The following is a 23838-nucleotide window of genomic DNA, read 5'->3' as shown; positions in this document are numbered from 1 at the left end:
AAGCGCGGGGCGGCACTCTGGCCGACAGACATCACCGACAGGGGCAGGTCCATGCATATTCCCATTCGCAAGCAGGTCATGTGGTGGGGCATCGCCGCCCTGACCATGGCGATCCTGCTGTGGCTTCTGGGACAGGCCGTCCTGCCCTTCATCCTGGGGGCGGGCGTGGCCTATCTGCTGGACCCGCTGGCCGACCGGCTGGAGCGGGCGGGCCTGTCGCGGACCATGGCGGTGGTGGTGATCACGGTCGCGGTGGTCCTGGCCTTCGTCACGGTCGTGCTCCTGGTCGTGCCGCTCCTGGTTCGGCAGGCCAGCGCGCTGATCGAGACCGCGCCCGCGATGATCGAGCAGGGGCGGCTGTTCCTGGACACGCGCTTTCCCGACCTGATCCCGCAGGGCGCGGGCCTGCAGCAGACGCTGACCGACCTGCAGGCCGCGGTGGGCGATCAGGCGGGGCGCGTCGCCTCGACGCTTCTGGGTTCGCTGACCGGGCTGATCGGGACGGTGGCGCTGCTGGTGATCGTGCCGGTCGTGGCCTTCTACCTGCTCCTGGACTGGGACCATCTGGTGCGCGCCGTGGACACGCTGCTGCCGCGCGAGCATGCCGCCACCATCCGCACCCTGGCCTCCGAGATCGACGAGGCGCTGTCGGGCTTCCTGCGCGGGCAGGCGGTGGTCATCGCCATCCTGGGGACGTGGTATGCGCTGGCGCTGATGCTGGTCGGGCTGCCCTTCGGCTTCTTCATCGGCATCATGGCGGCGATGCTGTCCTTCATCCCCTATGTCGGCGTGCTGATCGGGGGGGCCACGGCCATCGGCGTCGCGCTGTTCAGCTTCTGGGGTGATCCGCTATGGATCGGCGCGGTCGTGGCGATCTTCGGCCTGGGCCAGGTGGTCGAGGGCAACTATCTGCAACCCAAGATCGTGGGCGGCCATGTGGGCCTGCACCCGGTCTGGCTGCTCCTGGCGCTGTCGGTCTTCGGGGCGCTGTTCGGCTTCGTGGGGCTGGTCCTTGCGGTGCCGATGGCCGCCGCCCTGGGGGTCCTGGCGCGGTTCCTGATCGCGCGCTATCTGGAAAGCCCGCTGTTCACCGGGCAGGGCGTGCCGGACGAACCCGCCCAGCCCCTGCTGGTCGAGATGGTCCCCCCCGGCACGGTGGCCGAGCGCATCCGCCTGGCCCGGATGGAGGCCGACCGCGTGCGCAGCCAGCAGCAGATCCAGACGATGCAGGAAGACCTGGCCCGACGCGACGACGGGGCCTGACCGCGTGACCCCGTTCCCGTCCGCCCGGCAGCTGACCCTGGACCTGACGACGCCTCCGGCGCATGCGCGCGCCGATTTCCTGCCCGCGCCCGCCAATGCCGACGCGCTGCGGGTGCTGGACCGGCCGCAGGACTGGCCGTCGGGGCGGATGCTGCTGATCGGGCCGGAGGGGGCGGGCAAGTCGCATCTGGCGGCCTTCTGGGCGGCCGAGAACGGCGCGCGGCGCATCAGCGCCTCGGCGCTGCGGCCCGATGCGGCCGACCTGCTGGCGGCCGAAGGGGGTGCGGTGGTGGTCGAGGATGCCGATCATGCGGGCTTTGCGGCGGGGGCCGAACAGGCGCTGTTCCACCTGTGGAACCTCTGCGGGCCGCGCGACTGCCTGCTGCTGCTGACCGCGCGGACGCCGCCGCGCGACTGGGGCCTGGTGCTGCCCGATCTGCGCTCGCGCATGGATGCGATGCCGCAGGTGCGGCTGGGCCCGCCCGACGAGGCCCTGCTGGCCGCGGTGCTGGTCAAGCTGTTCGCGGATCGTCAGCTGGCCGTGCCGGCCGGGCTGATCGACTGGCTGGTGCTGCGCATGGACCGCGATCTGGGCCTGGCCCGCCGCCTGGTCGCCGAGATGGACGCCGCCGCCATGGCCGAGAAGGGGCCGGTCACGCGGCGCATCGCGGCCGAGCTTCTGGACAAGCTATCCGAGGCTGACGCATGATCGGGGCCACGCCAGCCGCCGGACGATCATGACCCAAGCCGATTTCCTTCGCACCCCCTTTCCCGAACCCAAGGACCTGCCCGGGGGCACCCCCGAAGGGCCTGCGCGCTTCTTCAACCGCGAGCTGTCCTGGCTGTCCTTCAACTGGCGCGTGCTGGACGAGGCGCGCAACCCCCGCGTGCCGCTGCTGGAGCGGCTGCGCTTCGTCTCGATCAGCGCGACCAACCTGGACGAGTTCTACACCGTGCGCGTCGCGGGCCTGCGCGAGCTGGTGCGCGAGGGCAGCACCACGCCCTCGGATGACGGGCTGTCCCCGGCCGAGCAGCTGGCCCTGATCAACGCCGATGCGCGCCGCCTGATGGGCGCCCAGCAGGGCGTCTGGAACACGCTGCGCCGCGAGATGGAGCAGGCAGGCATCTGCATCCTCTCGCGACAGCGCCTGACGCGCGCCGAGGAGGAGTTCCTGAACGACCACTTCCAGAACCGGGTCTTTCCGGTCCTCTCGCCTTTGGCCATCGACCCGGCGCACCCGTTCCCCTTCATCCCGAACACCGGCTTCTCGCTGGCGCTGGAGCTGGCGCGCGAGACCGACGGCCGCCGGATGCAGGCGCTGCTGCCGATCCCGGCGCAGCTGCCGCGCTTCGTGCCCCTGCCGGGCGGGCAGCGGTTCCTGAGGCTGGAGGACCTGCTGCTGATGCATCTCTCCAGCCTGTTTCCGGGCTATCGCGACACCGGCCATTGCAGCTTCCGCGTGCTGCGCGACAGCGACCTGGAGGTCGAGGAGGAGGCCGAGGACCTGGTGCGCGAGTTCGAGACCGCGCTGAAGCGCCGCCGCCGCGGCAGCGTCATCCGGCTGAAGATCACCGCCGGCGCCCCCGACCGCCTGCGCCGCCTGATCATGGAGGAGCTGGAGGTCGGCCCCGACGAGGTCATCGAGGTCGAGGGCCTGCTGGGCATGGCCGACCTGAAGGAGCTGGTGCTGGACGATCGCCGCGACCTGCTGTGGCCCTCCTTCACGCCGCGCGTGCCCGAACGGGTGCAGGACCATGACGGCGACATGTTCGCGGCCATCCGCCAGAAGGACATGCTGCTGCATCACCCCTACGAGACCTTCGACATGGTGGTGCGCTATCTGGCGCAGGCGGCGCGCGACCCGGACGTGCTGGCGATCAAGCAGACGCTCTATCGCACCAGCCGCGACAGCCCCATCGTGGACGCGCTCTGCGAGGCGGCCGAGGCCGGCAAGTCGGTGACCGCGCTGGTCGAGCTGAAGGCCCGCTTCGACGAGGCCGCCAACATCCGCCAGTCGCGCCGGCTGGAGCGGTCGGGCGCGCATGTCGTCTACGGCTTCGTGAACTACAAGACGCACGCCAAGATCAGCACCATCGTGCGGCGCGAGGGCGACGGGCTGGTGACCTACACCCATTACGGAACCGGCAACTATCACCCGATCACCGCGCGCATCTATACCGACCTGTCGCTGTTCACCTGCAATCCGGCCCTGGGGCGCGACGCGACCAAGGTCTTCAACTATCTGTCCGGCTACGTGCAGCCCGCAGGCCTCGAGAACCTGTCGATCTCTCCCATCGACCTGAAGTCGCGGTTGATCGACCTGATCGGGCGCGAGGCGGAATATGCCCGCCAGGGCCGTCCCGCGGCCATCTGGGCCAAGATGAACTCGCTGATCGAGATCGATGTCATCGAGGCCCTCTATGCGGCCAGCGCGGCGGGGGTGCGCATCAGCCTGGTGATTCGCGGCATCTGCGGAATAAGGCCGGGCATCAAGGGCTTGTCGGAGAACATTCGCGTGAAGTCCATCGTCGGGCGATACCTGGAGCACAGTCGCATCGTCTGCTTCGGCTCGGGTCACGGGCTGCCGTCGGCCAAGGCGCGGGTCTTCATCAGCTCGGCCGACTGGATGGACCGCAACCTGAACCGCCGGGTCGAGACGCTGGTCGAATGCGTGAACGACACCGTCAAGGCGCAGATCGTGAACCAGGTGATGGCCGCGAACATGGCCGACGAGGCACAGAGCTGGCTGTTGCAGCCGGATGGCCGCTATCTGCGTTACCTTCCCGAAGGGCGCGACGACCTGTTCAACTGTCACCGCTTCTTCATGGAGAACCCGTCCCTGTCGGGCCGGGGCACGGCGGGGGCGCGTGACGTTCCGGCCCTGACCCATTCGGCGGATTGACCCGCAGGCCCCGCCGGGCCAAGACACCGGCCCGAGACGGCGAACCGACAGCAAGGAAGGGCGCAAGGATGAACGGCGTGCGAACCACCACCGGACAGACGATCGAGCCATTCGGCAACACCTTCCGCAAGCTGCCCAAGCGGGCGCTGAAACGCATCGGCGTGGTCGACGTGGGGTCGAACTCGATCCGACTGGTGGTCTTCGACGGGGCCGCGCGATCGCCCGCCTATTTCTACAACGAGAAGGTCATGGCCGGTCTGGGCCAGGACATGGCACGCACGGGCCGGCTGAACCCCAAGGGGATCGAGCGGGGCTTTTCCGCGCTGGCGCGCTTTGCCGCCCTGGCGCGCAGCATGGACATCGAGCCGCTGACCTGCGTCGCCACCGCCGCCATGCGCGAGGCCGAGGACGGCCCCGCCTTCCAGGCCCGCGTCGAGAAGGAGACCGGTCTCAAGCTGCACATCATCGACGGCGAGGAGGAGGCCCGGCTGTCCGCCCAGGGCGTGCTGCTGGGATGGCCCGATGCGCGCGGGCTGGTCTGCGACATCGGCGGCAACTCCATGGAGTTGGCCGAGGTGGCGAATGGCAAGGTCGGGCGGCGCGTCTCGTCGCAGCTGGGCCCGTTCCGCCTGCAGCAGGTGCCGCCCGAGGGGCTGCGCACGCATGTCGCGACCGTACTGGACCGTCTGGCCGAACAGGTCGGCACCGACCACGAACGCATCTATCTGGTCGGCGGGTCGTGGCGGGCGCTGGCGCGGCTGGACATGGAGCGGACCGGCTATCCCATGACGGTGCTGCACGAATACCGCATGACGCCGCAGTCGCTGTCGGACACGATCGGCTGGATCGAGCGCCACGACCTGGGCAGCCTGCGCTCCAAGGTCGGCATCTCCGCCTCGCGGATCGAGCTTGTGCCGCTGGCCGCCAAGGTCCTGTCGCAGATGATCGAGGTGTTCCGCCCCAAGGAGCTGGCCGTCTCCAGCTATGGCATCCGCGAGGGCCTGCTCTATGAGCACATGTCCGACACGCTGCGCCGTCGCGACCCGCTCTTGGAGGCCGCGCGCTTCACCGAGAAGCAGATGGCGCGGTTGCCGGGCTTCGGCAAGAAGCTGTTCCAGTTCCTGGCGCCTCTGTTCCCGGACATGCCGCCCGAGCGCGAGCGCCTGGTCCGCGCCGCCTGCCTGCTTCACGACACCGCCTGGCGCGCGCATCCCGATTACCGGGCCGAGGCGTGCTTCGACAACGTCACCCGCGCCAACATGGCGGCGCTGAGCCATCCCGAACGGGTCTTTCTGGGGCTGGCGCTGCTGCACCGCTACAAGAACAGCCGCGCAGAGTCGCACATGGCGCCGCTTTTCGCGCTGCTGGACGAGGCGCAGATCCGCGATGCGGAGATCCTGGGCAAGGCCATGCGCTTTGGCGCGATGTTCGCCATCGACGATCCGTCGGACGCGGCCAGCCTGCGGCTGAGGGACGACACGCTGGAGCTGCGCCTGACCGCCACGGGCCGCCGCCTGATGGGCGAGGTGGCCGAATCGCGCTTTCTGTCACTGTGCAAGTCGATGGGCGTGCAGGGCGTCACGCGCTGAGCGTCACGCCGACCGGCCATGAAAAAGGGCGCCCGATCGGGGCGCCCTTTTCCGTTTCCGCCGGATGGCAGAGGGGGATGATTACATCATCCCGCCCATGCCGCCCATGTCGGGCATGCCGCCGCCGGCCGCGCCCTTGGGCTCGGGCTTCTCGGCGATCATGGCTTCGGTCGTGATCAGCAGACCGGCCACCGAGGAGGCGTCCTCCAGCGCGGTGCGGACGACCTTCGCGGGGTCGATCACGCCGAACTTGAACATGTCGCCATATTCCTCGGTCTGGGCGTTGAAGCCGAAGGCCTTGTCGGTCGATTCGCGGACCTTGCCGGCCACGACGGCGCCGTCGACGCCCGCGTTCTCGGCGATCTGGCGCATCGGAGCTTCCAGCGCGCGGCGCACGATGGCGATGCCGGCGTTCTGGTCGCTGTTCGCGCCTTCCAGACCTTCCAGCACCTTGCCACCCTGCACCAAGGCCACGCCGCCACCGACGACCACGCCTTCCTGGACGGCCGCACGGGTCGCGTTCAGGGCGTCGTCGACGCGGTCCTTGCGCTCTTTCACTTCGATTTCCGACATGCCGCCGACGCGGATCACGGCAACACCGCCGGCCAGCTTGGCCACGCGCTCCTGCAGCTTCTCCTTGTCATAGTCCGAGGTGGTCTCCTCGATCTGCTGACGGATCTGAGCGACGCGGGCCTCGATCTCGGGCTTGTCACCGGCGCCATCGACGATGGTGGTGTTGTCCTTGTTGATCGTAACCTTCTTGGCGCGGCCCAGCATGTCGATGCCGACATTCTCCAGCTTCATGCCCAGATCTTCGCTGATCACCTGACCGCCGGTCAGGATGGCGATGTCCTGCAGCATGGCCTTGCGGCGATCGCCGAAGCCCGGTGCCTTGACGGCCGCGATCTTCAGACCGCCGCGCAGCTTGTTGACGACCAGCGTGGCCAGGGCCTCGCCTTCGACATCCTCGGCCACGATGACGAGGGGCTTGCCCGACTGGATCACGGCTTCCAGCAGCGGAACCATCGGCTGCAGCGACGACAGCTTCTTCTCGTGCAGCAGGATGTAGGCGTCTTCCAGATCCGCGATCATCTTGTCGGGATTGGTGACGAAGTAGGGCGAGAGATAGCCGCGGTCGAACTGCATGCCTTCGACGACTTCGACCTCGGTCTCCATCCCCTTGTTCTCTTCGACGGTGATGACACCCTCGTTGCCGACCTTCTGCATCGCGTCGGCGATCTGACGGCCGATCGAGGCTTCGCCGTTGGCCGAGATGGTGCCGACCTGAGCGACTTCGTCGCTGTCGTTCACCGGGCGCGAGGCGGCCTTGATGGCCTCGACGACCTTCGAGGTGGCCAGGTCGATGCCGCGCTTCAGGTCCATCGGGTTCATGCCGGCGGCGACCGCCTTCATGCCTTCCTTGACGATGGCCTGAGCCAGGACGGTGGCGGTGGTGGTGCCGTCGCCGGCCTCATCGTTGGTGCGCGAAGCGACTTCGCGGACCATCTGGGCGCCCATGTTCTCGAACTTGTCGGACAGCTCGATCTCTTTCGCGACCGAGACGCCGTCCTTGGTGATGCGGGGCGCACCGAAGGACTTGTCGATCACCACGTTGCGGCCTTTGGGGCCGAGCGTCACCTTGACCGCATCGGCCAGGATGTTGACGCCTTTCAGCATGCGGTCGCGGGCGTCCGTGCTGAACTTGACTTCTTTCGCAGCCATTTAATTCTCCTGAATTCAGTGTTGAGGAAAGGGATCGACGATCAGGCCAGAACGCCCAAGATGTCGCTTTCCTTCATGATCAGCAGCTCTTCGCCGTCGACGGTCACCTCGGTGCCCGACCACTTGCCGAACAGCACGCGGTCGCCGGTCTTGACGGACGGCGCGATCAGCTCGCCGGAATCCTTGCGCGCGCCTTCGCCGACCGAGATGATCTCGCCCTCGGCGGGCTTCTCCTTGGCGTTGTCGGGGATGATCAGACCGCCCTTGGTCTTTTCTTCCGACTGGACGCGGCGGACCAGCACACGGTCATGCAGCGGTTTGAATGCCATTGTCGAACACTCCGATGTTTCAGGTTGCAGTGTTGCACTGTTGGCACTCACCGGATGCGAGTGCCAATGGGGGAGAGATAGGACGGGTGCGACCGCCTGTCAACGGGGTCGACGTGCGTTCCGCGACCGTCGGCACTGGTTCGCGCGCCCCCGATATGTCAGCCTGTGCGCCGCCCCGACCCCCGTCGAAAGGACCCAGATGCGCCTGCTGATCGCTGCCGCCCTTCTTGCCCTCTCCGGCCAGTCGGCCCTTGCGGCCTGCACCGGACGCGACCTCATGGCCGCGCTGCCGCCCGAGCGGGCCGCCGCGATCCGCGCCGCCAGCGAGGCCGTGCCCTATCACGAGGGGCTGCTGTTTCAGGCCGAGCGCGGCGATCAGCGCATCACCCTGATCGGCACCTATCATTTCCCCGATCCGCGGCATCAGGCGACGCTGGACCGGGTGGCCCCCGCGCTGGCCGCAGCCGATGCGCTGTTCGTCGAGGCCGCGCCTGCGGATGAGGATCGCCTGGCCAAGGCCCTGGCCGCCGATCCCACGCTGATGGTCGATCCCGACGGCCCCACGCTGCCCGAGCGGCTGGCGCCCGCGGAATGGGACGCGCTGGCTCAGGCCATGTCCGACCGTGGCACGCCCGGCGTCATCGCGGCGCGGATGCGGCCCTGGTACGTGGCGCTGATGCTGGGCGTGTCGCCCTGCATGGTCCGCGCCATGGCCGATGGCAGCGGAGAGCAGGGCCTTGATCGCATGCTGGCGCAGGAGGCGCAGGCGGCGGGTGTCCCGGTCCGGTCGCTGGAGCCGTGGGACACGATCTTCGGCCTCTTCGCCGGGCTCAGCCCGGAGGAGGAGCTGGACATGATCCGCGCGGGCCTGCCCGCCGCCCACTATGCCGACGATTACGCGGTGACGCTGACCGACGCTTATTTCCGCGGCGAGGTCTGGAGCATCTGGGAGTTCGGCCGCTTCGACGCCTATGCGAATTCCGGCCTGTCTCGGCAGGCCGTGGACGATCAGCTGAGCCTGGTCCGGACGCGGCTGATGGACGACCGCAACCGCGCCTGGATCGCGCCGCTGCTGCAGGGGGCGAAACGCGCCGGGCCGGACGGCATCGTCGCGGCCTTCGGCGCGCTGCACCTGCCCGGAGAGGCGGGGGTGCTGTCGCTGTTGGAGGATCAGGGTTTCACCATCACCCGCCTGGACGGGTGACGGCGGGCGTTACTGGCCGTTCAGCACACCCAGGGCATGGGCGCGGCCCTGCTTGACATAGGTGATGCGGCTGTCGCCGATTTCGCTGATCGTGCCGCCGTTGATGCGGTCGCCAAGGCGCAGCGTCAGGACGCGCCCGTTCGACAGGCGCACCAGCGCGCGGCTGGCGCGGCCCGCGCCGATCGTGCCGATGATCTGCGTGCTGCTCAGCTGGATGCCGTCCTTGACGGTGGCGCTGGCGGCGGCGTTGCCGATGGCGCTTTGCGGGACGGCGGCGACGACCTCGGGCTCGCTGTCCACCTCCGGGGGCTGATAGCGCTGGTTGCGCGAGGCGGCGGCGCGGGCCTCGGCCTCGGCCTGGGCGCGGGCGCGGGCTTCGGCCTGGGCGCGGGCCTGTGCCTCGGCACGGGCATCGGCGGCGGCGTGGGACCGGGCGCGAGCCTCGGCCTGGGCCTGCAGCTCGTCGTCCAGGCGTCGCTGCTCGGCGATCGCGGCCTCGGCCGACTGCGCCTCGGCGGCGGCGCGCAGATCGGGGGCCGAGGGGGCCAGTGCCGCCGCGGCCACGGGTGCGGCGGCGGCCATCGCATTGACCGCAGCACCGCCCGCACGACGCGGCGGGATCGCCGATGAAGTCAGCGCGCTGAGCCCCACAGCGCCGGGGCGGGCGGGGCTTGCGTCGATCGCCGCGGCGATGGCCTGTTCGACCGCCGGATCGGCGGCGCGGCTGCCCGGTCGGGCCAAGGGCCGGGCCGAGCGCGCGATGGCGCCCGCCGGGGCGGCCGTGGGCGCGCTGGCGACGGCAGGTTGCGTGACGGGGGCCGCCAGGCTGGCGCGCGCGGTGGGGCGGGGGCTGCTGACCGCCTCGGCGACCGCGGCCTCGACCGCGCTCTGCGACGGGGCGCGGACCGAGACGGGCTTGCGCGTCGGACGGGCATCGGCCAGCTGGAAGACCAGCCCGCGTTCCGCCGGGCTCAGCCCGCCGTTTCCGGCCTGCGCGGTGCGCAGATCGCGCAGCTGGGCGCGGATCGCATCGCGCTCGGCAAGGGTCAGGTGCAGCGGCTGGTCATCCTCGGGCGTGCTGCCCTCCTCCAGAAGCGACAGCTGTTCGGGGCGCGACGGCGGGCGCGATCCGGCCTGCCCCTCGGGGCGCTGCGGTGCGGGCGCGCTGGTCTGCGCGGTGTCGGGCGCGGCACTGCGCGCACTGGGCGGGCGCGATGCGGGCGCGGCGGCCGGAGAGGCGGCCTGCGGTGCGGCGGCGGGCGCGGGTGCGGCAGGGGCGGCGGCGCGGGGCGCCTCGGCCGGGCGCGACGGCGGGCGCGCGGCGGCGACCGGCGTCGGCGTGGGACGGTTCTGGACCTCGAAGGGCAGCGGGTTCGCGGGCACTTGCGGCTGGCGGTCCGGCGCGGCCGGGGCGGCGGCGGCGGCAGGCGTCGCGCGCGGCGGACGGGCCGAGCTGGCCAGCCGCTCGGCCACGGGTACGGGCGCCGGGGTGGCCGCAGGGCGCGGCGCCGGCGCGACCGGTGCAACCGCCGCGGGCGCTTCGGCGCTCTCGGCCACGGGGGCAGGCGCGGCTTCAGCGGTGGCGGTCTCGGTGGGCGCAGGCTGTGGCGCGGCGACCGGAGCCGTCAATGCGGCGACCGACGTGGCCGCGGCGGCCTGGTCCGGCGTCGCAGTCGGTGCCACGGCGGCAGGTTCAGGCAGGGGCGCGGGCGCGGCGCTGGCGGCACGGGCCTGTGCCAGCGCTTCGGCCAGGGCCAGATCCAGCGCATCGGGCTGCGCCGGACCCTGCGGCGCGGGTGCGGGAAGGGCCTCCGGCGCGGTCTCGGCGACGGTGGCCGCGGGTGCAGGGGCGGCAGGTGCGGCCTCGGGCGCCGGCAGCGGCGTCGTCTCGGGCGCGGGTGCTGCGGTCACCACCTCGCCTTCGGGCGCGGGTCGGCCCAGCAGCACCAGCGCCAGAACCAGCGCCAGGGACAGCCCGCCCACCATCACGGGCAGGCGCGCCGGGTCCAGGTCGCGCAGCCGCTCGATCAGGCCGGGGGCCTTGGCGGCCTCGGGTGCGGGCGCTTGACCGCGCTGGCTGCGGGCGGCGGCGGCGCGGCTGTGCACGGCCTCGGCACGCGGCGACAGGCGACGCGCGCTGAGGGGCGGGGTGGTGCCGTGGCGGATCACCGTGCCGGGCGCGACGGGCGCCGGCTCATCGGCCGGTGCCGGAGCGACGGACGGGGCGGCTGTCACCACCACATGCGGCGTGATGCGCGAGATGACGGTCGCGGGGATCGGCACGGGCACCGGCGCGACGACGGCCGGGGCCTCCGCCTGCGGGGCGTCCGCGGCAGGCGCGTCGATCACGGGGGCCAGCACGCGGGCCTGGCTGAGGTCGGGTCCGCTGAAGGGGCGGCGGTTGAACCGCTCCTGCGCCAGCCGCGAGGGACCGAAGTCGGGGCAGCCGTCGAAGCGGTCGTCGCCCGGACGCGCCTGGAAGCCCGTGGGACGGAAGCCCTGGGCGCAGGCGAATTCCTCGGCCTCGTCCAGGGTGCGGCGCGACACGGCGGCGACGCGCAGCGTCTCGATGTCGCCGTTGACGGCGGGGCACCAGTCGAAGGCCAGCTCATCCGCGCCATAGGGGGTGGCCGCCTCCAGCGCGCGGGCGATGGTCGCGGCCGTGTCCGACCCGAAGGGCACCGTCAGCACGGTGTAGAGGATCTGGTCGTCGGGGATCACCAGCACGGTGTCCAGCTCTCCGATCTGACCGCCCGCCTGCTGGCGCAGCCCGTTCAGCACCGAGGCCAGGTCGCCGCGCGCGAAGCGGGCCTGCCCCAGGGGCTGCCAGTCGAGGCCGTCGCGGCATTCCAGCTGCACCGCCTCCTGGGTAAAGCTCATGGCGAATTCGGGAGGCGCGGCGTGCTGGTTCATGGCTGTCTTCACTGCTCGGGGTGCGGCGCGTGGGCGTGCCCCGCGACGTCGTTATACACCGTCCATCACTACCCCAAATTGTGGAGTGTTGAAAGAAGAACTGCCATATCTGTGATCGGATTTCGGGCGGCGGGGGCTAGGAACAAAGCCGGGGGCAGGGCATCAAGGCGGCATGGATACCGCGATCAGAAAGGATCCTTCGATGCGACCCACCTTCAACGGCCGCGCCATGCGGCGCCTGACGCTGACCGCCGCGCTGGCGGCGCTGAGCGCGGGGCCCGTGCTGGCGGCCCCCATGGCCTGCGGCCCGGCCGGACCCTCGCGCCTTATCGTCACCGGCGAGGGCCAGTCCCGCATCGCCCCCGACATGGCGACCATCCAGCTGGGCGTCACCACCCAGGCCGACAGCGCCGCCGCCGCCATGGAGCAGAACAGCACCCAGCAGCAGGCCGTGATCGACGCGCTGACCGGCGCGGGCATCGCCGAGGCCGATATCCAGACCTCCGGGCTGAATCTGAATCCGCTGATGCAGTACGGCGAGAACCAGGCCCCGACCGTCACCGGCTATCAGGCGACGAACACCGTGGCCGTGCGCGTCGCCGACCTGGCGCGCCTTGGCGAGGTGCTGGACGCGATCGTGTCGGCGGGCGCGAACGAGATCGGCGGCATCAGCTTCAGCCGCGAGGACGGCGCGGGCGCGCTGGACGAGGCGCGCGGGCAGGCGGTCGCCGATGCGCGCCGCAAGGCCGAGCTGCTGGCCGAGGCGGCAGGCGTCGATCTGGGTCCCGTGCTGACCCTGCGCGACATCCAGACCGGCGGTGGCGCCCCGGCGCCGATGATGCGCATGGAGGCCGCCATGGCCGACAGCGTGCCTGTCCAGCCCGGTCAGGTGCAGATGTCGGCCCAGGTCGAGATCGAGTACGCCCTGGCCGGCGAGGGCGCCTGCGCCCCGATGGGCCATCGCGGTCATCACGGCGGCCCCGATGGTGGTCCGGAGGGCAAGCCGGTCCATCCGCCGATGCCCGGCGACGGCGCTCCCGCGCCGGACGAGCCGATCGTTCCCGGCATCGTCGAGCCGCTGCCCGAAGCGCCCGCCAACTGACGCGACGCGCGCGGGCCGGGACGACCCCGGCCCGCGCGCCCTTCAGGCGGTGGCCTGCGCCAGCGCCTGGTCCAGGTCAGCGATCAGGTCGTCCGCATCCTCGATGCCGACCGACAGGCGCACGACCTCGGGGGCGGCCCCGGCGGCGCGCTGCTGCTCCTCCGTCAGCTGCCGGTGCGTGGTCGAGGCCGAGTGGATCACCAGCGATCGCGCATCGCCCAGATTGGCCACATGGCTGAAGAGCTTCAGCGCGTCGACCAGCCGCACCGCCGCCTCATAGCCGCCCTTGATCGCGAAGGTGAACAGCGCCCCCGTCCCCTTGGGATAGAGCCTGCGCGCCGTCGCGTTCCACGGAGAGCTGTCCAGCCCGGCATAGGTCACCCGCTCGACCCGCGGATCGGCCTCCAGCCAGGCGGCGACCTTCCGCGCGTTCTCGACATGGCGGGCCATGCGCAGGGGCAGGGTCTCGATCCCCATCAGCGTGTAATGCGCGCCCTGGGGGTTCATGGTCATACCCAGATCGCGCAGCCCCACCGCGATGCCGTGGAAGGTGAAGGCCATGTCGCCGAAGGTCTGATGGAAGACCATGCCGTGATAGGCGGGCTCGGGGGCCGACAGGCTGGGAAACTTGTCGCTGGCCGACCAGTCGAAGCGGCCGCTGTCCACCACGACGCCGCCCGTGACGGTGCCGTTGCCGGTCATGTACTTCGTCAGGCTGTGCACGACCAGGGTCGCGCCCATCTCGATGGGGCGGCACAGATAGGGGGTGGCCAGGGTGTTGTCCACGATCAGCGGCACCCCCGCCGCATCGGCCACCGCCGCGACGGCGGGAATGTCGGTGACGTAGCCGCCGGGATTGCTGATCGATTCGCAGAAGACCGCCCGCGTATCCGCGTCGATCGCCGCGCGCAGCGCCTCGGCATCGTCCATGTCGACGAACTTCACCGACCAGCCGAAGCGGCGGATCGTATGACTGAACTGCGTGACCGTCCCGCCATAGAGCCGGGTCGAGGCCACGATGTTGCGCCCCGGCGCCATCAGCGGGAACAGCGCCATGATCTGCGCTGCGTGGCCCGATGAGCAGCAGACCGCCCCCGCGCCCCCCTCCAGCGCCGCGATGCGGGCCTGCAGCGCCGCCACCGTCGGGTTGGTCAGGCGGGAGTAGATGTATCCCACTTCCTGCAGGTTGAAGAGCCGCGCCGCGTGATCGGCGTCGCGGAAGGCATAGGCCGTCGTCTGATAGATCGGCACCTGACGCGCGCCGGTCGCCGGATCGGCCTGAGATCCGGCATGGATCGCCATCGTGTCAAAGCCCTGTGCGTCGGTCATGCTGGTCCCCCCTTGGTGATGACCGGCGAAGGGTAATCCGCCGGTGCGGGCGCTCACAACCGGGAAAGGGTTTCGCCTTTCGCGCGTCCGGACAGCAGGCGCCTTCTCTCAGCGGCCCTGACGGCGCGCCATGAAGGCCAGCTTCTCGAACAGGGCCACGTCCTGTTCGTTCTTCAGCAGCGCGCCGTGCAGACGGGGCAGCATGGTGCCGGGGTCGCGGGCCAGGTCCTCGGGGGACAGGTCATCCGCCAGGATCAGCTTCAGCCAGTCCAGGAACTCGCTGGTCGAGGGTTTCTTCTTCAGCCCCGGCGCCTCGCGCAGCTCCAGGAACTGCGACAGGGCCGTCTCCAGCAGGCGCGGCTTCAGCCCCGGATGGTGCACCGCGACGATGGCCTTCAGCGTCTGCGCATCGGGGAAACGAATGTAGTGGAAGAAGCAGCGGCGCAGGAAGGCGTCCGGCAGCTCCTTCTCGTTGTTCGAGGTGATGATGACCACGGGGCGGTGCGTGGCGCGGACGGTCTCTCCGGTCTCGTAGACGTGGAACTCCATCCGGTCCAACTCCTGCAGCAGGTCGTTGGGAAACTCGATGTCGGCCTTGTCCACCTCGTCGATCAGCAGCACGACGCGGGACGGCGCGGCGAAGGCCTGCCACAGCTTGCCCCGGCGGATATAGTTGCCGACGTCATGGACCCGCGCATCGCCCAGCTGGCTGTCGCGCAGGCGGCTGACGGCGTCATATTCGTAAAGGCCCTGCTGCGCCTTGGTCGTGGATTTCACGTGCCATTCGATGATGGGCATGTCCAGGCTGGCCGCGACCTGACGGGCCAGTTCGGTCTTGCCGGTGCCCGGCTCTCCCTTCACCAGAAGCGGGCGTTCCAGCGTCACGGCGGCATTGACCGCCAGCGCCAGATCGGGCGGCGCGACATAACGGTCCGTTCCGGTGAACTGCATGAAAACTCTCCTTCTGTGCAGGCGCTTGGCGAAAGGGGGATGTTCGGGCCGCCAAGGCCTTTCCGCCCTTTAAGGCTAGTGACAAGCAGGACGCCATACTTTATGGGGGCGCGCAAGGTGCCGGTATTTTTGCTCCGCCCGGCACTGCCGGAGGACGTAATGAAAGCCCAGACCTTCCTGCCCCAGGACTATCGTCCCGCCGAGGACGAGCCCTTCATGAATGAACGCCAGCGCGAATATTTCCGTCGTAAGCTGGAGGCGTGGAAGCAGGAATTGCTCGACCAGTCGGCGGAAACCCTCGAAGGCCTGCAGGACAGCGCCCGCAGCGTGCCCGACCTGGCCGACCGCGCCAGCGAGGAGACCGACCGCGCGCTGGAACTGCGCACGCGCGACCGTCAGCGTAAGCTGGTCAGCAAGATCGACCAGGCCCTGCGCCGCATCGAGACCGGCGATTTCGGCTATTGCGAGATGACCGGAGAGCCGATCAGCCTGCGCCGCCTGGATGCCCGCCCCATAGCCACGATGACGCTGGAGGCGCAGGAGCGCCACGAGCGCAAGGAGCGGGTCCACCGCGACGACTGATCCGCAACGGGGCCCGTCGCCGCATCGCAGGAGGGCTGCCGTGACCGCGCTGTCGAACCGTCCCATCACCGTGATCGGCGCGGGCATCGGCGGGCTGACCGCCGCGCTGGCCCTGGCGCGGCGTGGCGCGCGGGTCGTCGTCCTGGAACGCGCGCCCGCACTGGGCGAGGTCGGGGCGGGCATACAGCTTTCGGCCAATGCCGTGCGGGTCCTGGACGCGCTGGGCCTCGGTCCCGCACTGGAGCGTGGCGCGCTCCGCAATGCGGCGGTGCAGCTCAACGATGCGCGGGGCAGGCGGGTGCTGCGCATGGACCTGCTGGCGCACCGTCCCGACGCCCGCTTCCTGCTGATCCACCGCCCGCGGCTGATCGCCCTCCTGGCCGACGCCGTGCAGGCCGCCGGGGTGACCCTGCGGCTGGGGGTGGAGGGCAGCGCCGCCGAGGAGGGGCTCTGCATCGCCGCCGATGGGCTGCGCAGCGCGCATCGCGCCGTGCTGAACGGGCCGCAGGTGCCGTTCTTCACCGGCCAGACGGCCTGGCGCGCGGTCATTCCCGATCCCGGAGGCCCGGCCGAGGCGCAGGTCTTCATGGCCCCCGGCCGGCATCTGGTCAGCTATCCCCTGCCGCAGGGCCTGCGCAACATCGTGGCCGTCGAGGAACGCGCCGCCTGGCACGAGGAGGGCTGGTCCCATCCGGGCGACCCGGACCGCCTGCGCGCGGCTTTCGCCGATATGCGCGGCCCGGTGCTCGGCTGGCTGGCCCGGGTGCGCGAGACCAACCTCTGGGGCCTGTTCCGTCATCCGGTGGCGGCGCGCTGGCATGACGACCGGCTGGTCCTGCTGGGCGACGCCGCCCATCCGACGCTGCCCTTCCTTGCGCAGGGCGCGGGCATGGCGATCGAGGATGCCTGGACGCTGGCTGCCTGCCTTGACGCGATCCCGGATCAGGGCGCGGCGCTGGCCCGCTATCAGGCGCTGCGCCAGCCGCGCGTGACGCGCATCGTGGAGGCCGCGAACGGCAACGCACGCAACTATCACCTGGGCGGCGTGAAGCGGGTGGGGGCGCATGCCGTCCTGCGGGTGGCGGACCGGCTGGCGCCTTCGGTCATGCCGGGGCGGTTCGACTGGCTCTACGACTTCGATCCGGTGGCGCAGCGCCCCTGAGCCCATCGGGGCGACGCCGGGGGTCCGGGGGGCGCATAGCCCCCTGGCCGTCGCGGGACGCAGGTCAGGCCGCGCGTTCGACCGCCGCGACGATGCCGTCCACGACCTCGCGCAGGACGGTCTCGTCCTCGGCCTCGGCCATCACGCGGATCAGAGGCTCGGTCCCGGACTTGCGGATCAGGACGCGCCCCGACCCGGCCAGACGCGCCTCGGCATCGGCGATCGTGCGGCGCACCGGCTCCGCGGCCAGCGGATCGGCCCCCGCCGCAAAGCGCACGTTCTTCAGCATCTGCGGCACCGGCTCGAACTGGCTGACCAGGTCGCTGGCCGTGCGCCCGGTCTCGGCCATCGCGCCCAGCACCTGCATCGCCGCGACCAGCCCGTCGCCGGTGGTGGCATAGTCGGTCATGACGATGTGGCCCGATTGCTCGCCACCCAGGTTGAAGCCGCCCTCGCGCATGCGCTCGACCACATAGCGGTCGCCGACCTGCGTCCGCTCCAGCCGCAATCCGCGCGTGCCCAGATACCGCTCCAGCCCCAGGTTCGACATGACCGTCGCGACCAGCGCGCCGCCCGACAGGCGACCCTGTTCGGCCCAACGCCCGGCCAGCAGCGCCATGATCTGATCGCCGTCCGCCACGCGGCCGGTCTGGTCCACGATCACCACCCGGTCGGCATCGCCGTCCAGGCTGATGCCCAGATCGGCGCCATGGGCACGGACCGCCTCGGCGCAGGCCTGCGGATGGGTGCTGCCGACGCCATCGTTGATGTTGAACCCGTCCGGCTTGACCCCGATCGGGATGACATCCGCGCCCAGCTCCCACAGCACGTCCGGGGCCGCGCGATAGGCCGCGCCGTTGGCGCAATCCAGCACGACCTTCAGCCCGTCCAGCCGCAGCCCGGCCGGAAAGGTCGTCTTGGCATATTCCATGTAGCGCCCGCGCCCGTCCTCGATCCTCTTGGCACGGCCGATCTCGGCGGGCTGGACGGGCTGCAATTCGCCCGCGACGATGGATTCGATCTCGGCCTCGGCCTCGTCGGACAGCTTGAAGCCGTCGGGGCCGAAGAACTTGATGCCGTTGTCCTCGGCCGGGTTGTGGCTGGCCGAGATCATGATCCCCAGATCGGCCCGCATCGAGCGGGTCAGGAACCCCACCGCCGGCGTCGGCACCGGTCCCAGCAGCAGGACGTTCATCCCCGTGCTGGTCAGCCCCGCCGTCAGCGCGTTCTCCAGCATGTAGCCCGACAGGCGGGTGTCCTTGCCGATCACCACGCGGTGCCGGTTGCGGCCGTCGCGGCGGAAATAGCGGCCGGCGGCGGCACCAAGGCGCAGCGCCATCTCGGCGGTCATCGGAAAGCTGTTGGCGCGACCGCGCACGCCGTCGGTGCCGAAAAGTTTCCTGCTCATGCCTCTGCCTCTTTGGTCTCGTTCAGGGCCGCGATGAGGCGCAGCGCCTGTGCATGCGGGGCCACGTCATGGACGCGGTGGATCTGGACGCCCTGGGCCGCGGCGGCGACCGTCAGGGCCAGGGTGCCGGGCATGCGGGCCTCGGGTGCCTCGGCGCCGCCGATGCGTCCGATGAACCGCTTGCGCGACACCCCCAGAAGGATGGGGCATCCCAGCCCGTGATACAACGATATCCTGCGCAGGATCGCCAGGTTGTGGGCCTCGGTCTTGCCGAAGCCGATGCCCGGATCGACCAGGATCGCGGCGCGCGGGATGCCCGCCGCCTCGGCCCGCGCGACCCGCGCCTCCAGCGCGTCATAGACGTCCAGCAGCACGTCGCCATAGCGCGGATCGTCCTGCATCGTCTCGGGCAGGCCCTGCGCATGCATCACGCAGAGCGGCACGCCCCGCGCCGCGACCAGCCCGGCCAAAGTGGGGTCGAAATCCAGCCCCGACACGTCGTTGACCATGCCCGCCCCGGCCTCCAGCGCGGCCTCTGCCACGGCGGCCTTGCGCGTGTCGATGGAGAGGGGCAGCGCCCCCCGGACGGCGGCGATCACCGGGCGGATGCGGGCGATTTCCTCGGGGACGGCGATCTCGGCCGCGCCGGGGCGGGTCGATTCGCCGCCGATGTCCAGCAGGTCGGCGCCATCGGCGATCAGGCGGCGGGCCTGCGCCACGGGGTCGTAGCGGCCACCGTCGGAAAAGCTATCGGGCGTCGCGTTCACGATGCCCATCAGCTGCGGCCGCGCCATCGTCAGCCCCAGCAGCGGCTGGCGCGGTGCGGTCAGGGCGGCGATCACCGCGTCGGGGGCGCGGTCCACGACCTGCGGGGTGCGGCCCCGTTCCAGCCGTTCCAGAAGGGTGAAGCCGGTCCAGCCGCCCGCCAGCCGCCAGCGCCCGCCCTCGGGCTGCGGGATGGGCCGGAAATAGGCGCGGGGCGCGCTGCTCATGCCGTGGCGGGGACCACCCGCGCGACGGTCACGTCCAGACCGTCCGGCACTGTGGGCAGCGGATCGGCGGCCGGACCCGCCACGTCGATGCGCCCCGCGCCCAGCCTGCCGGCCAGCCAGAAGGCCAGCGCGGCCGGGGTCTGGCCCGCGGCCTCGGCATCCATGGCCAGGCGGGTCGGCGCCCAGATCACCGGTTGGCACAGCTGGATCGCGGCGTCCAGCTCGGTCCGCGTCTCGGCCACCTCGACGGCCAGATCGCCGCCCAGGGTCCAGGCCGCCCGGTCCAGCGCCAGAAGCGCCAGGCGCCGGGCATGGGGGCCGCCGGTCGGCTCGGCCGCGACCTGCGGCAGGATCACGACGGCGCCCTCGGGCAGGGCCGCGCCGGGCGCGTGCAGCAGGATCGACACGGGCGCCGCGACGCCGGTCGCCGCCACCCGGCCGCGATGGCGCAGGATGCTGACCCCAAGCGCGCCGGGACCGCGGTCCAGCTTCTCGACGGTGACGGCGATGCAGGCGGCGCGGGGATGGGCCAGGACCTCGGCGGCGATGCGCTCGGCCAGGGTCTCGACCAGGTTGTAGCGCTGATCGGCCAACGCGGTCTCCACGGCCTGGGTCAGCACGTCATAGGACAGGACCAGATCGACGTGATCGCCCGCACCCGCCACCGTGTCGCGCAGATCGACGGTCAGGTTGAAGCGCAGCCGCTGCGCATGGCCGCGTTCGGACTGGAAGGCGCCGATCTCGGCCGAGAGGACGTGGTCGCGCAGAAAGATGCGGTCAGGATGTTCCATGTCCGCCATTCACAGCAAATCGGACGCGCGGGCAAGCCCCGCGTTGGTCAGTTCGACGCGACGCGCTGATTGCCGCGATAGAAGATGTGCCGCCCGATCTGGACGGTGCGCTGGAACCGGTTGGCCCAGGGGGGGCTGACGGCGGGCGTGTGGAAATAGGTCGCGCCGCCGGTCAGCTGGCGCGGGGCGCCGGACAGGGCCTCGGCCGCGATGTCCATGGCGCGCAGATAGGCGGCCTTGTTGCGGATCGGCTTGGCGCCGCCGATGGTGTAGCTGAACTGGCTGGGCTGGTTGATCACGCCGCAGACGGTGCGCGGGAAGGCGCCGCTGTCCACGCGGTTGAGGATGACCTCGGCCACGGCCATCTGGCCTTGGCGGCCCTCGCCGCGGGCCTCGTGGTAGAGCGCCTCGGCCATGCATTCCAGATCCTCGCGCGACACCGGCTGGCTGCGGGTGCTGGCCAGCTGCAGCGTCTCGGGCGGGGTGTCGGGGGTGATCTCGGGCTCGACGGGCATGGCGTCGGCATAGAACAGCGGCGTCGGGCGGGGCGCGTTGGCGGCGGCCTTCAGCGTCGAGAACATCGCGCTGTCATCGGAGAACAGCGAACCGTTCCCCCCTGCGGCGGCAGTCGTGGACAAGAGGGGCATGGCTGTTGCGGCACATAAACAGAGGCGCGCCAGCCGGTGAGACAGCTTGGGCATAGTCAGTCCTAATACAGGTCCCGCATTGACGGGGCATTAAGGCCCGGCCCCGCGAAGGCATCCGCAGACCGGGCGGGCTGACGAAGTGATTAGGTTTTTCATGATCGGCCCGACCATCCCACATCCCCGTGAGGACGGGAACGAGGCGGTTCAGCGCGTTTTTGGGCATGTTTCCGCCGCAGCCCTTGCGCGATTCCGGCGGGAACCGGCACAGGCGCCCGGGCGCGTCAACCGTTGGTTGAGGAATCAGTCAGCCGTCACGCCCGTGCGCCCTCTGATCGCGGACTGGGCCGCGGCCAGCCGCGCGACCGGCACGCGGAAGGGCGAACAGGAGACGTAATCGACCCCCGCAAGGTGGCAGAAGGCGATGGATTCGGGGTTGCCGCCATGCTCTCCGCAGACGCTCAGGGTGATGCCGGGGGCCTGGGCGCGGGCGCGCTGCACGCCGGTCAGGACCAGCTCTCCGACGCCGTCCTGGTCCAGGACGTGGAACGGGTCCTCGGCATAGACGCCCTGGCCGACATAGGTGCCCATGAACCGTCCCGCGTCGTCGCGCGACAGGCCGTAGGTCATCTGCGTCAGGTCGTTCGTGCCGAAGGACAGGAAGGCGCAATGCGCGGCGATGTCGCCCGCGCGCAGGGCGGCGCGCGGCGTCTCGACCATGACGCCGAGGCGATAGGTGAAGTCGGCGCGCATCTCGTTCCTGACGGCGGCGGCGACGGCGTCGATGCGGGTGCGCACCAGTTCGACCTCACGCATGGCGCTGACCAGCGGGATCATGATCTCGGGGACGACCGGATCGCCCTTGCGGCTGGCCTGGACCGTCGCCTCGAAGATCGCGCGGGCCTGCATGTCGTAGATCTCGGGGACGGTGATGCCGAGGCGCACCCCCCGCATGCCCAGCATCGGGTTGAACTCGGTCAGCGCCTCGACGCGGCGGGTCACGTCCGACAGCGGCAGGTCCAGCGATTCGGCCAGCTCGCGCAGCCCCTCGCGGTCATGGGGCAGGAACTCGTGCAGCGGCGGGTCGAACAGGCGGATGGTGACGGGCAGGCCGGCCATGATCTCGAACAGGCGGGCGAAGTCCTGGCGCTGCATGGGCAGGATGCGGTCCAGCGACAGGCGGCGGTCGCCGGGGCTGTCGGCAAAGATCATCTCGCGCATGGCGGGCAGGCGCTCGGCGTCGAAGAACATGTGCTCGGTCCGGCAGAGGCCGATGCCCTGCGCCTGAAAGCGTCGCGCGGTCTCCGCGTCCTCGGGCGTGTCGGCATTGGCGCGCACGCCAAGCCCCCCCACGCCCGCGGCCCAGTCCATCAGCTGCGTGAAGGCGTCGTCCAGCGCCGGCGGCAGCAGGACGGCCGCACCCGCCAGAACCTCGCCCGAACTGCCGTCGATGGTGATCTCGTCGCCCTCGGTCAGGACGCGGCCCCCGGCGCGCAAGGTGCGAGCGCGGGCGTCGATGCTCAGCCCGCTGGCGCCGACGATGCAGGGCAGGCCCAGACCGCGCGCGATGACGGCCGCGTGGCTCGTGGTGCCGCCCCGCTCGGTCAGCACGCCGACCGAGGCATGCATGCCGCGGATGTCCTCGGGGACGGTCTCGCGGCGCACCAGGATGCAGGGCTCGCCCCGCGCATGGGCCGATTGCGCGGCGGCGGCGGTGAAGACGATGCGGCCGGTCGCGGCGCCGGGGCTGGCGTCGATGCCGCGCGCGATCACGTCGCGCGGCGCGCGCGGATCGACCTGATGGTGCAGGAGGTCGGCCAGCGCGCGCGGCTCGACCCGCATCAGCGCCTCCTCGGGGGGGATGATGCCGTCGCGGGCCAGGCTCACGGCGATACGCACGCCCGCCCGGCTGCCGCGCGCCACGCGGGTCGCGTCGATGACGCTGATGCGGCCGCCGGTGACGACGAACTCGATCTGCATCTCCTCGCGCAGGCGTTCGCGCGCGGCGATGCCGAAGCGGACCAGATCGGCGAAGATCTCGGGCGCGGTCTCCTCCAGCGAGGGGCCGCGGTCGTCGCGGGTCAGGTACAGCGTCTCGGCCCCGGCGCCGACGGTGGGGCCGTGGCGCTGGCCGCGGAAGCGGCCCGTCACGCGCGGCGTGCCGGTGACGGGGTCGATGAACTGAATCGTGCCCGAGCCGCAGATGCCGGGGCCAAGCGCCAGCGCCATCTCCTGCACCACCAGGCCCAAGGGGGCGTCGGCGGGCGCGCCCTTGGCCTGGCGCAGCAGCCGCGCGGTGGGGCCGTCCCAGGCCCGCGCCATGCTGCGCAGCACCTGGGCCAGCTGCTCGGCAGGGTCCTGGGGGAAGGGCTGATCCATCTCCGCCTGATAGGAGCGCAGGGCCTGGGACAGCGCGTCGGGGCCGTCATGGCTGAACAGGTCGGGGTCCAGCCGCGCGATGTGGATGGCATAGTTCTGCACGAAGGACAGATAGACCGCATCGGCATTGGCCTGCCCGATCTGTTCGGCCAGCCGCGCGTGCAGGTCGGCATTCACCCCCACGTTCAGCACCGTTCCAGGCCCGCCCCATTCGGGCATCGCCGCCGACGGGCGCACGCTGACCAGCCCGCTGCCCGCAAAGATCGCGCGCAGCGCATCCACGGGCATGGCGCGGCCTTGCGCGATCAGGCGCACCGTGTCCGCGCCGATGGCAAAGCTGGGCGGCACGGGAAGCTGCATCCGGACCAGACGCTGCAGGCATTTGGCGCGCCAGCCGTGCAGCTCGCGCCGGATGGGGGCCGAGGGGGTGATCTGCTGGGCGAGGTCTGGGGTCTGGATGCTCATGTCACGGGCATCCTAGGAGCCGCGCCGCCCGGCCCGCAAGCGGTATATGCGGCGGCGCAGCACAAACCGTGCGGCCTCTCGGCGCAGGCTCCCGAGGGAAGGAAAAGGGG

General features: G+C 71.0%; 18 protein-coding genes. 8 read left to right on the top strand and 10 right to left on the bottom strand.

Annotated elements, in window-relative coordinates; all coding sequences use genetic code 11:
• Positions 1 to 51 precede the first annotated feature (51 nt).
• From AACG61_RS09185 to AACG61_RS09170, 4 genes are all read left to right on the top strand, one after another.
• Positions 52 to 1263, top strand: a complete 1212-nt coding sequence (locus AACG61_RS09185) for an AI-2E family transporter (protein WP_411836834.1) — start codon at positions 52 to 54, stop codon at positions 1261 to 1263.
• Positions 1264 to 1267: 4 nt separating this feature from the next.
• A complete protein-coding gene (locus AACG61_RS09180; RefSeq protein ID WP_411836833.1) occupies positions 1268 to 1972 on the top strand; it encodes a chromosomal replication initiator DnaA in 705 nt (234 codons plus the stop codon).
• Between the two features lie 28 nt (positions 1973 to 2000).
• Positions 2001 to 4166, top strand: a complete 2166-nt coding sequence (locus AACG61_RS09175; RefSeq protein WP_411836832.1) for an RNA degradosome polyphosphate kinase — start codon at positions 2001 to 2003, stop codon at positions 4164 to 4166.
• Between the two features lie 68 nt (positions 4167 to 4234).
• Positions 4235 to 5755, top strand: a complete 1521-nt coding sequence (locus AACG61_RS09170) for a Ppx/GppA family phosphatase (protein WP_411836831.1) — start codon at positions 4235 to 4237, stop codon at positions 5753 to 5755.
• 81 nt (positions 5756 to 5836) lie between these two features.
• On the opposite strand, the gene groL is transcribed toward AACG61_RS09170, so the two are convergent.
• Both groL and AACG61_RS09160 read right to left on the bottom strand, forming a co-directional pair.
• Positions 5837 to 7477 carry a chaperonin GroEL gene (gene groL, locus AACG61_RS09165; RefSeq protein ID WP_411836830.1) on the bottom strand — a complete coding sequence of 547 codons (1641 nt, stop codon included), beginning with the start codon at positions 7475 to 7477 and terminating at the stop codon, positions 5837 to 5839.
• A gap of 41 nt (positions 7478 to 7518) precedes the next feature.
• A complete protein-coding gene (locus AACG61_RS09160) occupies positions 7519 to 7806 on the bottom strand; it encodes a co-chaperone GroES (protein WP_411836829.1) in 288 nt (95 codons plus the stop codon).
• 199 nt (positions 7807 to 8005) lie between these two features.
• Here AACG61_RS09160 and AACG61_RS09155 point away from each other — a divergent pair, with 199 nt between their 5' ends.
• Positions 8006 to 9010 (top strand): TraB/GumN family protein, encoded by a 1005-nt coding sequence (locus AACG61_RS09155; RefSeq protein ID WP_411836828.1) that lies wholly within the window; start codon positions 8006 to 8008, stop codon positions 9008 to 9010.
• Between the two features lie 9 nt (positions 9011 to 9019).
• On the opposite strand, the gene AACG61_RS09150 is transcribed toward AACG61_RS09155, so the two are convergent.
• Positions 9020 to 11923, bottom strand: a complete 2904-nt coding sequence (locus AACG61_RS09150) for a hypothetical protein (RefSeq protein ID WP_411836827.1) — start codon at positions 11921 to 11923, stop codon at positions 9020 to 9022.
• 202 nt (positions 11924 to 12125) lie between these two features.
• Between AACG61_RS09150 and AACG61_RS09145 the strand changes: the two genes are divergently transcribed.
• Positions 12126 to 13025, top strand: a complete 900-nt coding sequence (locus AACG61_RS09145; RefSeq protein WP_411836826.1) for an SIMPL domain-containing protein — start codon at positions 12126 to 12128, stop codon at positions 13023 to 13025.
• Between the two features lie 42 nt (positions 13026 to 13067).
• Here the strand turns inward: AACG61_RS09145 and AACG61_RS09140 are convergent, their stop codons facing one another.
• Positions 13068 to 14354: an O-acetylhomoserine aminocarboxypropyltransferase/cysteine synthase family protein gene (locus AACG61_RS09140; protein ID WP_411836825.1), complete on the bottom strand. Its 1287-nt coding sequence runs from the start codon at positions 14352 to 14354 to the stop codon at positions 13068 to 13070.
• A gap of 108 nt (positions 14355 to 14462) precedes the next feature.
• Positions 14463 to 15305 carry an AAA family ATPase gene (locus tag AACG61_RS09135; RefSeq protein WP_411836824.1) on the bottom strand — a complete coding sequence of 281 codons (843 nt, stop codon included), beginning with the start codon at positions 15303 to 15305 and terminating at the stop codon, positions 14463 to 14465.
• Between the two features lie 159 nt (positions 15306 to 15464).
• Between AACG61_RS09135 and dksA the strand changes: the two genes are divergently transcribed.
• Together dksA and AACG61_RS09125 are read left to right on the top strand one after the other, a co-directional pair.
• Positions 15465 to 15887 (top strand): RNA polymerase-binding protein DksA, encoded by a 423-nt coding sequence (gene dksA / locus AACG61_RS09130; RefSeq protein ID WP_411836823.1) that lies wholly within the window; start codon positions 15465 to 15467, stop codon positions 15885 to 15887.
• A 40-nt stretch (positions 15888 to 15927) separates the two neighbouring features.
• Complete coding sequence (locus AACG61_RS09125) at positions 15928 to 17049, top strand: FAD-dependent oxidoreductase (protein WP_411836822.1); 1122 nt, start codon at positions 15928 to 15930, stop codon at positions 17047 to 17049.
• A gap of 64 nt (positions 17050 to 17113) precedes the next feature.
• Here the strand turns inward: AACG61_RS09125 and glmM are convergent, their stop codons facing one another.
• From glmM to AACG61_RS09100, 5 genes are all read right to left on the bottom strand, one after another.
• Positions 17114 to 18457, bottom strand: a complete 1344-nt coding sequence (gene glmM / locus AACG61_RS09120; protein WP_411836821.1) for a phosphoglucosamine mutase — start codon at positions 18455 to 18457, stop codon at positions 17114 to 17116.
• Complete coding sequence (gene folP, locus AACG61_RS09115) at positions 18454 to 19449, bottom strand: dihydropteroate synthase (RefSeq protein WP_411836820.1); 996 nt, start codon at positions 19447 to 19449, stop codon at positions 18454 to 18456. Before folP ends, glmM begins: the two co-directional genes overlap by 4 nt.
• On the bottom strand, positions 19446 to 20240 hold the full coding sequence (locus AACG61_RS09110; protein WP_411836819.1) for a dihydroneopterin aldolase: 795 nt from the start codon (positions 20238 to 20240) through the stop codon (positions 19446 to 19448). Before AACG61_RS09110 ends, folP begins: the two co-directional genes overlap by 4 nt.
• A gap of 47 nt (positions 20241 to 20287) precedes the next feature.
• On the bottom strand, positions 20288 to 20887 hold the full coding sequence (locus tag AACG61_RS09105; RefSeq protein WP_411836818.1) for a cell wall hydrolase: 600 nt from the start codon (positions 20885 to 20887) through the stop codon (positions 20288 to 20290).
• A gap of 300 nt (positions 20888 to 21187) precedes the next feature.
• Positions 21188 to 23728, bottom strand: coding sequence for a putative PEP-binding protein (locus AACG61_RS09100; RefSeq protein ID WP_411836817.1), 2541 nt, complete (start codon positions 23726 to 23728; stop codon positions 21188 to 21190).
• Positions 23729 to 23838: the final 110 nt, after the last annotated feature.

It is taken from the genome of Paracoccus sp. ME4, assembly GCF_046736325.1.
Taxonomy (GTDB): domain Bacteria; phylum Pseudomonadota; class Alphaproteobacteria; order Rhodobacterales; family Rhodobacteraceae; genus Paracoccus.
Note: the sequence above shows the minus strand (reverse complement) of the source record. Positions and strands in the feature narration are given on the sequence as shown.

Coding starts and splice junctions, on each gene's coding strand:
- AACG61_RS09185 (WP_411836834.1), top strand. CDS start 52: ATGCATATTCCCATTCGCAAGCAGGTCATGTGGTGGGGCATCGCCGCC.
- AACG61_RS09175 (WP_411836832.1), top strand. CDS start 2,001: ATGACCCAAGCCGATTTCCTTCGCACCCCCTTTCCCGAACCCAAGGAC.
- AACG61_RS09170 (WP_411836831.1), top strand. CDS start 4,235: ATGAACGGCGTGCGAACCACCACCGGACAGACGATCGAGCCATTCGGC.
- groL (WP_411836830.1), bottom strand. CDS start 7,477: ATGGCTGCGAAAGAAGTCAAGTTCAGCACGGACGCCCGCGACCGCATG.
- AACG61_RS09160 (WP_411836829.1), bottom strand. CDS start 7,806: ATGGCATTCAAACCGCTGCATGACCGTGTGCTGGTCCGCCGCGTCCAG.
- AACG61_RS09155 (WP_411836828.1), top strand. CDS start 8,006: ATGCGCCTGCTGATCGCTGCCGCCCTTCTTGCCCTCTCCGGCCAGTCG.
- AACG61_RS09150 (WP_411836827.1), bottom strand. CDS start 11,923: ATGAACCAGCACGCCGCGCCTCCCGAATTCGCCATGAGCTTTACCCAG.
- AACG61_RS09145 (WP_411836826.1), top strand. CDS start 12,126: ATGCGACCCACCTTCAACGGCCGCGCCATGCGGCGCCTGACGCTGACC.
- AACG61_RS09140 (WP_411836825.1), bottom strand. CDS start 14,354: ATGACCGACGCACAGGGCTTTGACACGATGGCGATCCATGCCGGATCT.
- AACG61_RS09135 (WP_411836824.1), bottom strand. CDS start 15,305: ATGCAGTTCACCGGAACGGACCGTTATGTCGCGCCGCCCGATCTGGCG.
- dksA (WP_411836823.1), top strand. CDS start 15,465: ATGAAAGCCCAGACCTTCCTGCCCCAGGACTATCGTCCCGCCGAGGAC.
- glmM (WP_411836821.1), bottom strand. CDS start 18,457: ATGAGCAGGAAACTTTTCGGCACCGACGGCGTGCGCGGTCGCGCCAAC.
- folP (WP_411836820.1), bottom strand. CDS start 19,449: ATGAGCAGCGCGCCCCGCGCCTATTTCCGGCCCATCCCGCAGCCCGAG.
- AACG61_RS09110 (WP_411836819.1), bottom strand. CDS start 20,240: ATGGAACATCCTGACCGCATCTTTCTGCGCGACCACGTCCTCTCGGCC.
- AACG61_RS09105 (WP_411836818.1), bottom strand. CDS start 20,887: ATGCCCCTCTTGTCCACGACTGCCGCCGCAGGGGGGAACGGTTCGCTG.
- AACG61_RS09100 (WP_411836817.1), bottom strand. CDS start 23,728: ATGAGCATCCAGACCCCAGACCTCGCCCAGCAGATCACCCCCTCGGCC.